General features: G+C 63.3%; 7 protein-coding genes. 2 read left to right on the top strand and 5 right to left on the bottom strand.

All coding sequences use genetic code 11. From position 1 onward, the window contains the following. Positions 1 to 189: 189 nt before the first annotated feature. The gene (locus JJ918_RS05150; RefSeq protein WP_291884178.1) at positions 190 to 3,237 is read right to left on the bottom strand and encodes a TonB-dependent receptor; all 3,048 of its coding nucleotides are present in this window, start codon (positions 3,235 to 3,237) and stop codon (positions 190 to 192) included. A 326-nt stretch (positions 3,238 to 3,563) separates the two neighbouring features. On the opposite strand from JJ918_RS05150, the gene JJ918_RS05155 reads away from it, so the two are divergent. Next, entirely contained in the window at positions 3,564 to 4,184 is a 621-nt protein-coding gene (locus JJ918_RS05155; protein ID WP_291884180.1) for a TetR/AcrR family transcriptional regulator, read from the top strand. Between the two features lie 3 nt (positions 4,185 to 4,187). Here JJ918_RS05155 and JJ918_RS05160 read toward each other — a convergent pair whose 3' ends face one another. From JJ918_RS05160 to JJ918_RS05175, 4 genes are all read right to left on the bottom strand, one after another. Continuing rightward, on the bottom strand, positions 4,188 to 4,616 hold the full coding sequence (locus JJ918_RS05160; protein WP_291884182.1) for a DUF2147 domain-containing protein: 429 nt from the start codon (positions 4,614 to 4,616) through the stop codon (positions 4,188 to 4,190). After that, the gene (locus tag JJ918_RS05165; RefSeq protein WP_291884184.1) at positions 4,613 to 5,470 is read right to left on the bottom strand and encodes a metal-dependent hydrolase; all 858 of its coding nucleotides are present in this window, start codon (positions 5,468 to 5,470) and stop codon (positions 4,613 to 4,615) included. Before JJ918_RS05165 ends, JJ918_RS05160 begins: the two co-directional genes overlap by 4 nt. A 105-nt stretch (positions 5,471 to 5,575) precedes the next feature. Further along, positions 5,576 to 6,784, bottom strand: a complete 1,209-nt coding sequence (gene glp, locus JJ918_RS05170; RefSeq protein ID WP_291884186.1) for a gephyrin-like molybdotransferase Glp — start codon at positions 6,782 to 6,784, stop codon at positions 5,576 to 5,578. Between the two features lies 1 nt (position 6,785). Continuing rightward, a complete protein-coding gene (locus tag JJ918_RS05175; RefSeq protein ID WP_291884188.1) occupies positions 6,786 to 7,301 on the bottom strand; it encodes a molybdenum cofactor synthesis domain-containing protein in 516 nt (171 codons plus the stop codon). A gap of 250 nt (positions 7,302 to 7,551) precedes the next feature. Here JJ918_RS05175 and katG point away from each other — a divergent pair, with 250 nt between their 5' ends. After that, on the top strand, positions 7,552 to 9,726 hold the full coding sequence (gene katG, locus JJ918_RS05180; protein ID WP_367277641.1) for a catalase/peroxidase HPI: 2,175 nt from the start codon (positions 7,552 to 7,554) through the stop codon (positions 9,724 to 9,726). Positions 9,727 to 9,939: the final 213 nt, after the last annotated feature.

The raw sequence follows: 9,939 nt of genomic DNA on the forward strand, positions 1-9,939 counted from the left end.
CTGTCAGATGTCACTACGCAAGCCCGACGGGTCCCCTTCGACCGCTCGGCTCGGAGATTGCCAGTGTTCCAGCCCGAATATCTCAAGAGCTGGAACCCGATGCCGGCAACCGGGTCACTCTGCCATCCCCCTTGGACCGGCAGAGGACGAAACAGCCAGGCGCCCTCCGGACGCCTGGCTACAATCGAACTAGAAGCTCGTCCGGACACTCAGCCCCCAGATCTGGGGATCGAGCGTGAAGACATTGGTCGAAAGACCCGTGTCGTCGCTGTTAGTGAAGGCGTCGACGATGGGCGCATCGTCGAACACGTTCTTCACATAGCCTTCGATGACAAGACCGTCGCGCGGCCGCATGAGCATCACGGATATGTTGAGATTGTCCCAGGACTGAAGCTGGTCGTACTCGGTGTTGTACACCCGGAAATAGCTCTCGCCCTGCCAGTAGTAGTCGGCCCTTGGCGTCAACTCCCAATCCCCGAGATGGAAGGTGTACTGGGCACCGATATTGAGTGTCCAGTTCGGCGCATTGGGCAGTTCATTGCCGCTCAGATCGGTCTCGAAGCCGCGACCGCCATTGGGCGCCTCGGTGAGCGGATCATAGGTAAAGCCGTAGAGCTGCCAGAAGGGGAGTATGGACTGGAAGTCCGGATCGAAACTGCCATACCGGGCCGCGCCGCCGCACAGTGCGGTGAGAGCAAAAGTGGTGATATTGGCCGGAAACACTGTCGATCGCTCAAGAATGGTCTCGACATACTCGGTCGGCGCCACGCAGTTCGATGGCACCTGCACCCACGGGCGGAGCAACGTCCAGTCTTCATTCCCCGCCGTGCGGTTCATGACGTCTATGGAGCCCTCGCCATCGGCAATGCGGGTATTGAGATAGCCGAGATTGCCGTCGATCTGGAAGTCCGGCGTCGGACGATACATCGCCTCAAGCTCCAGCCCCCAGATGCGGGCGTCGAAGTTTTCGTTGAGCGAGATGCGGTCGACGATCTGCGACACCTGGTAATCTTCATAATCGTACCAGAAGCCCGTCAGATTCAGCATACCGCGCCCGTTGGCAAAGGTGTTTTTGGTGCCGATCTCGAAAGCGTTGACATATTCCGGCTCAAACGCGCCTTCGAGCGGCTGATACTGGATCACCTCGGAATTGATTTCGGCGCGCGGCGGATTCGTGCCACCGCCCTTATAGCCCCGCGAATACGATGCGTAGATCAGCGTATCCTCGGTAAAGGACAGGTCCGGCATCCAGTCGATAACGGCCCGGCCGGTCAGGGCCTCCCAGCCCAGCTCGACATCGGGATCGGCCTGATAGCCGCGGCGGGAATAGCCCCCGGACTGCGGCCCCGGTGTTCCGTCGATCTGCGCCCCCAGCAAAAGCTGGCTGGGATAAGGCGTCGCAGTTTTCTGATCATCGGTATAGCGCAAGCCCAAGGTCAAGCGCAGTTCCGGGCTCAGCTCCCAGTAACCCTCGCCGAAGACGGCCCAAGACCGGGTCTCGACAACGTTCCGGCTGCGGAAATAGTTGTGCCCATCCCCAACCAGATTGTCGATCGACGTCGGATCGACGTAAACGCATTCCGTAACGGAGGGAGGAGACGCTGCCCCCCCGTTGTAATTTTCGTCACAAACCGAGGTAAATTCATCGTCAGAGAACGCGGAGACCGGAGAATTGTAATAATACTCGGCCATGGCCGTGAACAAGTTGTTGAAGACGAAGTAGTCGTCTTGTGACTCGAATTCGAGATAGTTCGCGCCGAGACTGAAATTGAAATTTCCCTCGAAGTCCGACTGGATCCGGAACTCCTGTGTCCATTGGGAGTTGTCCGATCGGCTCAGGTCGCCGGTAAGAAACCGCGACGACGGACCGAGTTGCGGATCGATATAGATGCGGCCGGGAGCAAGTGGCGACGGAACAGGATTGCCGCCACTGTCGAAGCTCTGACTCGTATCCGGAAAAATCGGATCAGACAGAAAACGACCATAATCCTGGGTCGACCAGTAATCGTCTTTGGCATAGGCCGTCTGCGAGTACAGCGTCAGATCATCGGTGAGCTCGAACGCCAGATTGAGCTGAAAGACGTCGTTCTCGGCCCGGAAACGCGGGTCGATCGCGGCGTTGATCTCCCTAAGATCGCGCGAAACCTCAGCACCCGCAAACGGGTCAACCCCGATCGTGGGGACCGTCATCGGATCGCCATTCGCATAGTAGCCCTGGCGCAGGAAGAGGCTGGCCGCACGGACAATCGTCAACGCCCCGCCGTTGGGCGCATCATAGGCGGCGTCCTCGAAGAGTGATTGCGGGAGGCAACCCTGGCTCATCTGGTTCTGGAGCAGATTGCCGATTTCCAGTCCGCCGACAGTGCCGGTAGGAACGGTAGCATCTCCCACCTGGGTCGGCCCCGGATCGGTCGTGCACAACTGTTTGCCCGTGCGCGACCGGTTATCGTCCTCCTCGAAATGCTCCCAGATCAGATTGGCGCTGAAGCGTTCCGTCGGCTCCCACAGGGCAGAAAACCGTGTGGACCAGAGGTCGCGGTCATTCACATGCCGGTCCGAGAAAAGATTGTGGTCGAATCCGCTGCGCTGGGTCGAGGCGCCGGCCACCCGAATCGCGAACGTGTCGCCGACCGGAATGTTGATGTATCCGCGCAGGCGGCGGCTGTCATACCCGCCGACCTCTGCCTCGATCGAGCCACCGAACACACCGGTTTCCGGCAGGTTGGGGAGCATGTTGACCACACCGCCCGTCGCGTTGCGGCCGTAGAGCGTGCCTTGCGGCCCGCGCAGCACCTCAACGCGCTGCACGTCGAAATACTCCTGCTCGAACAGCCGGTTACGGATCAGCGGCGTATTGTTGAAGCTGATCGCGACGGCCGGATCGCTGGCCGCGGAGATGGCCTTGGTCCCGATCCCGCGGATCGAGAAGTTGAACATCGAGAAGTTGTTCTTCGAAAAGGCGACGTTCGGGATGGCCCGAAGCAGTTCCGACCCGCCCTCGATGCCGCGCAGGTTGAGATCCTCGGCCGTAAAGGCCGACACCGCAATCGGCACGTCCTGGATCACTTCCTCGCGCTTCTGCGCCGTTACGGTGATAACGTCACCGGAAAAGCGGCGCTCGTTTTCAGTCTCCGTCTCGTCCGCGGACTGCGCGAAGGCAGTACCCCCCGCCAGAACAAGAACAGCAGTCGATACGCCGGCCCTCAGACAGGCGCGCCCGGTTGCGATAGCTCGCATTTATCTTCCTCCCTCTTGCCGATCCCCGGCAGCCACTCTTCAGGCGGCCTTGGCGGGTACACGGCGATCCGCCGGTTCTTTTCCTCGCAGACAGCGGCGGCTCTGCCTCGCGTGCATATCGGTGCAGTTATTCACGGCAGTGTCAATACTATTGATACCAATGTCAGTAAGATTTTTTTCTATCGCTACGTGCTCAAGGCCACACCTCGCGAAAAGGTTCCGCTGTGCGCAAGCCTTCCCGGCAAGGCGTCTGGCCCTCACCGCTTGTGTTAACCCGGTGTTCAGTCTAGGAGACAGCCGCTATCTACATCGAAGTAACCAACGACATGCCAAAAGAGAAGACCGTTCAGAAACGCCGCCGGCGGACGCCGGACGAGGCACGAAGCGAGGCCCTTGCCGCAGCGCGCTCCCTGCTGCTCCAGGCCGGACCGGATGCCGTCACACTGTCCGCTGTGGCCAAGAAGATCGGCGTGACCCACGCCAACCTGATCCACCATTTCGGATCGGCTTCCGACCTGCAGGCGGCCCTGATGGGCTCAATGGTGGACGATCTGCGCGATGCGCTCGACGCTGCCGTCGCCCGGCTTCGCACGGACGAGAGCGCACCCCGCGAACTGGTGGATGCCGTGTTCGGCGCCTTCGGTGAGGGCGGCGCAGGCCGGCTGGCCTCCTGGATCGTGATGACCGGTGACACCTCCCGGCTCGAACCGGTGCGCCAGGCTGTACTGGGCGTGGTCGATGCGGTCGACGAGATGGCCGGACACGATCCGCAGCTGCCCCGCGAGCGGATCAAGGCAGCGGTTCTCTTCATTGCGCTGAGCGCTTTCGGCGATGCCCTGATCGGTCCGCCGCTGCGGGACATTCTCGGCCAGGATGACAAGGCCAGCCGCCGGATCATGGCCGACTTGCTGCCGGCCTTCCTGGAGCGCCCAAAGGATGCTGACTGACCCTCAGTCGGCCCGTGTCCAGACCCGGGTCCTGCAGAAGAAGGCCACACAGCCCTTCACTTCCAGACTTCCGTCTTCGCGCAGGCGCAGCTCTCCATTGCGGGCACCGTCGCCGGACTGGGGGTCGTAGACGGGGCCGCCTTCCCATTCGCGCGGTCCGCCGGAGAAGTCCTGCAGCACGACGAGCCCGTCCAGAGGCCGGTCGCGCAGGCTGCGATCGGAGTTGCGCACGTCCCGCTGGTCAGGGTTCTCTCGCAGCGCGTCCGCATCGACAAGCCGGCCGCACAGCGCGTCGTCGCAGCGGTAGATTTCCACCTTGCCGCCTGCCGAGCCGGTGGCCCAGAGGCCGGTGATGTCCGGCATGTTGTCAGCATGGGCGGCCGGTGCAGCCATCAGCAGACCGGCCAGCAGAGGCAGGTATCCGGATCTCATGCGGGGCTCTCCTGCTCCTTGAACATGTTCAGCGACTCCAGGGCGCCTTCGACCAGTTCTCGATCGTCCGTATGCCAGGGGTGAAAGCCGGGGCGCATATATCCGAAAGCACCCTGCACCAGCACCCGCATGGGACCGGGACGACCATACAGGAAAGCGAGCAGACGCATCCAGGTTCCAAAATTGTTCAAACCGTCCTGTTTGAGCAGATCCGCGGTGTTGCGATAGATCACCCAGTGGAACCGCACCGTTGCGGTCGCCATCACGACACAACGCCGGGCCCAGCGGCGAATGCCGGGCAATTTTCGGGTCACGCTGTTCCAGGTATCGAAGGCCACCGCCTTGTGCTCGATCTCCTCGATCGCGTGCCAGCGCCACAGGCGGAACGCCTCGGGGCTGACCCCGTCGAGGTATTTCGGGTCGGCCAGCACGCCATGGGCCAGCACGGCCGTGAAGTGTTCGAGTGCACAGGTCGCGGCCAGCTGAATCTGGTGCGGTCGCGACTTGGCCCAGCTCACCGTGACCCGCGTGCGCTCTTCCAGTGGCCGGATGTCATAACCGGCATCCTCGGCCTGCCGGTTGAACACGGCGTGTTCCCGCGAATGCATGGATTCCTGGTACATGAAGTCGTCGATCTGGCTGCGTAGCGGCTCCTCGGTGCGATCGCGATAGCGCTTGATCGACTGCATGAAGAACTTCTCGCCAAGCGGGAAGGTTGAGGACAGCGCGTTGAAGAAAGCCGTCCGTCCCGGATCCCCCCCATGCCACCAGCGTGGATTGGGCGTATCGCGGCCAAACCGCATGTCGCGCCGCTGGATGACCAGATCGCTGGGAGTTCCGGAATTGGATGCCATGGGTGCCTCTCTCGCGCCACTATTTACATTGACGTTAATGTCAATAGCGAACCGGGCGACCTTTGACAAGGCCTGCCGGGCATTACAAATGCGACAGAGGCGCGCTCAGGCGCGATCCGAAAGGGAAAGTATCTCGACCCGCTCGCCAACGGCCATCGCCTGGGCACCGGCTGGCCGCCGGATCAGGCAATCGGCCTGTACGAGCGCCGAAAGTGCCGAGGAGTCCTGGTTGGGCAATGGCGCGACATGACCGGCGTCGTCGCGCGTGGCACGCAGATAGGTTTCCCGCCAGTCATTGGCTTCGAGCGCGACGGCAAGGGGGGCCTGCGCGAAGACGGCGACCGCTGCACCGCCGCCCAGCCGCGCCAGCGCCGGACGCAGGAAGAGGCGCGCCATGACCAGGGCCGAAACCGGATTGCCCGGCAAGCCAAGCACCGGGTGCCCCTCGACTATGCCGAACCAGGTCGGCTTGCCCGGCCTCGCCGCAATCCGCTCGAATGCGAACCGGCCGCCATCGGCCTGGAAGACCGCGCGCAGATGATCATGCCCGCCGACCGATGCGCCGCCGACCGTCACCGTCAGGTCGCCGTCGCGCCCGTGGTAAAGCGCGTCCCGGACCGCTTCGGGCCGGTCGCGGGCGATGCCCAGATAGACCGGTTCCCCGCCCCAGATGCGGACCAGTTCCACCAGCCCGGGAGCGACCGAGTTGACGATCTGCGAAGGACCGGCGGCGGGTTCACCGGGCTCGACCAGCTCGTCACCCGTCGCCAGGATCGCCACGCGGGGTCGCGGGTGAATGTGAAGGGTTGCGACACGCGCCGCGGCCGCCAGCGCGACAGCGTCCGGCGACAGGCGGCGCCCGGCCTCAAGCAGACGATCTCCACGGGAAAAGTCCGTACCCGCCGGCCGGATATTGGCCATCGGGCGCGATGTGTCGGCGAGACGGACAGCATCGCCCGAACGCGAGGCCTTTTCCTGCATCACGACCTGGTCGGCCCCGTCCGGCACCGGCGCTCCGGTGGATATTCGCACGGCCTCGCCCGGCCCGACCTGCCGGCTAAAGGCATGCCCGGCCGCCGCCTCACCAACCAAGCGCAGCGCTTCTGGTCCAGCGGCGAGATCGGCCGAGCGGACGGCATAACCGTCCATCGCTGATGCGGCGAACGGCGGCTGTGTCCATTGCGCGACCAGCGGCTTGGCCAGGAAAGCGCCCCCGCAGTCTGCGAGCGGCCGCTCGACCGGCACCAGCGGCGACAGAGCTGCAAGCATCGCATCCAGGGCTGCATCAACGGCCGGCATGGCGGGGTCGCTCATGTCAGCGCTCCGTCAGCCGGGGGATGAGTTCGACCAGATTGCAGGGCCGGTGCGTCCGGTCGAATTCGATCCGCAGCACTTTATTCCAGGCGTCGCGGCAGCCGCCGCTCGAGCCCGGCACGGCAAACAGATAGGTGCCGCCGGCGATGCCGGCCGTTGTCCTTGATTGTATCGTCGAGACGCCGACCGAGGCATAGCTGACCTGGTGAAAGACCGCCGCGAACCCGTCCATCTCCTTGTCATAGGCACCGCGGAAGGCTTCCGGCGTGACGTCGCGCCCGGTCAGACCGGTTCCGCCCGTGGCAATCACGGCATGAATGTCGGGGTTGGCGATCCAGACGTCCAGCTGCGTGCGGATCGCCGTCACATCGTCCGGCACGATGGCATGGTCCACGACGCGGTGACCATCGACCGAGATGGCCTCGCGCAACCAGGGACCTGTCTTGTCCGTTGCCGCATCGCGCGTATCGGAGACCGTCATGACGGCAAAACCGACCTGATCCGGAATAGCACCCATTAACCCGCTCCCTTGCTCGACTGCCAACGAAGTGGGCCTGTTCTGCCACCGGCACAAGTGGCCGGCAAAACCCGGCCGTCGAAGTACGCGCAAACACCCGTCACAAAGCCGCGAGCGGTCGTGACAGTGAAACAATCTATGGCTCCGCCTGATAAAATCGATTTGATTCATAAGGCGCCGCCCGTCATCCTTCGAGCAGTATTGATGAGTAAATCGGCATCCACGCATTCAAGACATGATCGGAGACATCATGGACGGCAATGATACGCAATCACTCGGCAAATGCCCGGTGATGCATGGAGGAATGACGTCTGGCCGCGCATCGGTGATGGACTGGTGGCCCAATGCGCTGAACCTCGACATCCTTCACCAGCACGACACCAAGACGAACCCGCTGGGCAAGGACTTCAACTATCGCGAAGCCCTGAAAACCCTCGACGTCGAGGCCCTCAAGAAGGACGTCACGGACCTCATGACCGACAGCCAGGACTGGTGGCCGGCCGATTGGGGTCATTATGGCGGCCTGATGATCCGCATGGCCTGGCACGCGGCCGGCTCCTACCGCCTGGCCGACGGCCGCGGCGGCGGCGGCACCGGCAATCAGCGTTTCGCCCCGCTGAATTCCTGGCCGGACAATGTCAGTCTCGACAAGGCACGCCGCCTGCTCTGGCCGATCAAGAAGAAGTACGGCAATGCCGTCTCCTGGGCCGACCTGATCATCCTGGCCGGCAATATCGCCTATGAATCCATGGGGCTGAAGACATTCGGCTTCGCCTTCGGCCGGGAAGACATCTGGCATCCGGAGAAGGACACCTATTGGGGCGCCGAGAAGGAATGGCTCGCCCCGAGCGATGGCCGCTATGAGAATGTCGACGATCCGTCGACGATGGAGAACCCGCTGGCCGCTGTGCAGATGGGCCTGATCTACGTCAATCCGGAAGGCGTCAACGGTCAGCCGGACCCGCTGAAGACCGCGGCACAGGTGCGCGAGACCTTTGCCCGCATGGCGATGGACGACGAGGAAACCGCCGCCCTGACCGCCGGGGGTCACACGGTCGGCAAGACCCATGGCAATGGCGATGCCGGCGCGCTCGGCCCGGATCCGGAATCCGCCGGTGTCGAGGAGCAGGGCTTCGGCTGGGCCAATCCCAATATGGGCGGCAAGGCAGCCAATGCGGTCACCTCGGGCCTGGAAGGTGCCTGGACGACCCATCCGACCACGTTCGATATGGGCTATTTCGACCTGCTGTTCGGCTATGAGTGGGAGCTGAAGAAGAGCCCTGCCGGTGCCTGGCAATGGGAACCGGTCGACATCAAGGAAGAGGACAAGCCGGTCGATGCGACCGACCCGTCCATCCGGCACAACCCCATGATGACCGATGCCGACATGGCGATGAAGATGGATCCGGCCTACCGGGCCATCTGCGAGAAATTCATGGCCGATCCGGCCTATTTCCGCGACACCTTCGCCCGGGCCTGGTTCAAGCTGACGCACCGCGACATGGGGCCGAAGGCGCGCTATGTCGGCCCGGACGTGCCGGCCGAAGACCTGATCTGGCAGGACCCGGTTCCGGCCGGCCCGACAAATTACGATATCGGCGCCATCAAGTCGAAGATCGCTGCCAGCGGCCTGTCGACGGCCGAACTCGTCGCTACCGCCTGGGACAGCGCCCGCACCTATCGCGGGTCGGACATGCGCGGCGGCGCAAACGGCGCCCGTATCCGTCTGGCACCCCAGAAGGACTGGGAGGGCAATGAACCGCAGCGCCTCGCCAAGGTGTTGGGTGTTCTCGAACCCATCGCGAAGGAATACGGGGCCAGCCTGGCCGACGTGATCGTGCTGGGCGGCAATGTCGGTGTCGAGCGTGCGGCCGCTGCCGCGGGTGTCGGCATAACCGTGCCCTTCGCACCGGGCCGCGGCGATGCAACCGACGCTATGACCGACGCCGACAGCTTCGACGTTCTCGAGCCCATTCATGACGGCTACCGGAACTGGCTGAAGAAGGACTATGCGGTCAGCCCGGAAGAGCTGATGCTCGACCGGACCCAGCTGATGACGCTGACGGCGCCGGAGATGACGGTTCTGGTCGGCGGGATGCGGGTGCTCGGTACCAATCACGGCGGCACCAAGCATGGCGTCTTCACCGACCGCGAAGGCGCGCTGACAACCGACTTCTTCGTCAACCTCACCGATATGGCAAATGCCTGGAAACCGGCAAGCGACGGGATCTACGAGGTCCGTGACCGCAAGACCGGCCAGACGAAGTGGACCGCGACCCGGCTTGACTTGGTCTTCGGCTCCAATTCGGTCCTGCGGGCCTATGCCGAGGTCTATGCCCAGGACGACGCGCAGGAGAAGTTCGTGAAGGACTTCGTGGCGGCCTGGACCAAGGTGATGGACCTCGACCGGTTCGACATCCACTAGGACAGTCAAAACACGCCCCGAAACAGCAAGGAGCGGACCCGGCAGGGCCCGCTCCTTTTTTCTTCGCCGTCGCCCCCGCTACCGTCCGAGGCTGAGCGGGAGTCTGAGGTTGATGCGTGCGGAGTTGGCTTTGAAGTCGCCGTCTCCGATGCCGGCGAGGCTGACTTCCAGGCCGAGCATGGCGCCATTGGCGAAGACGGCACCGGCGCCGAA

This window comes from Maricaulis sp. (assembly GCF_017642925.1).
Lineage (GTDB): Bacteria > Pseudomonadota > Alphaproteobacteria > Caulobacterales > Maricaulaceae > Maricaulis.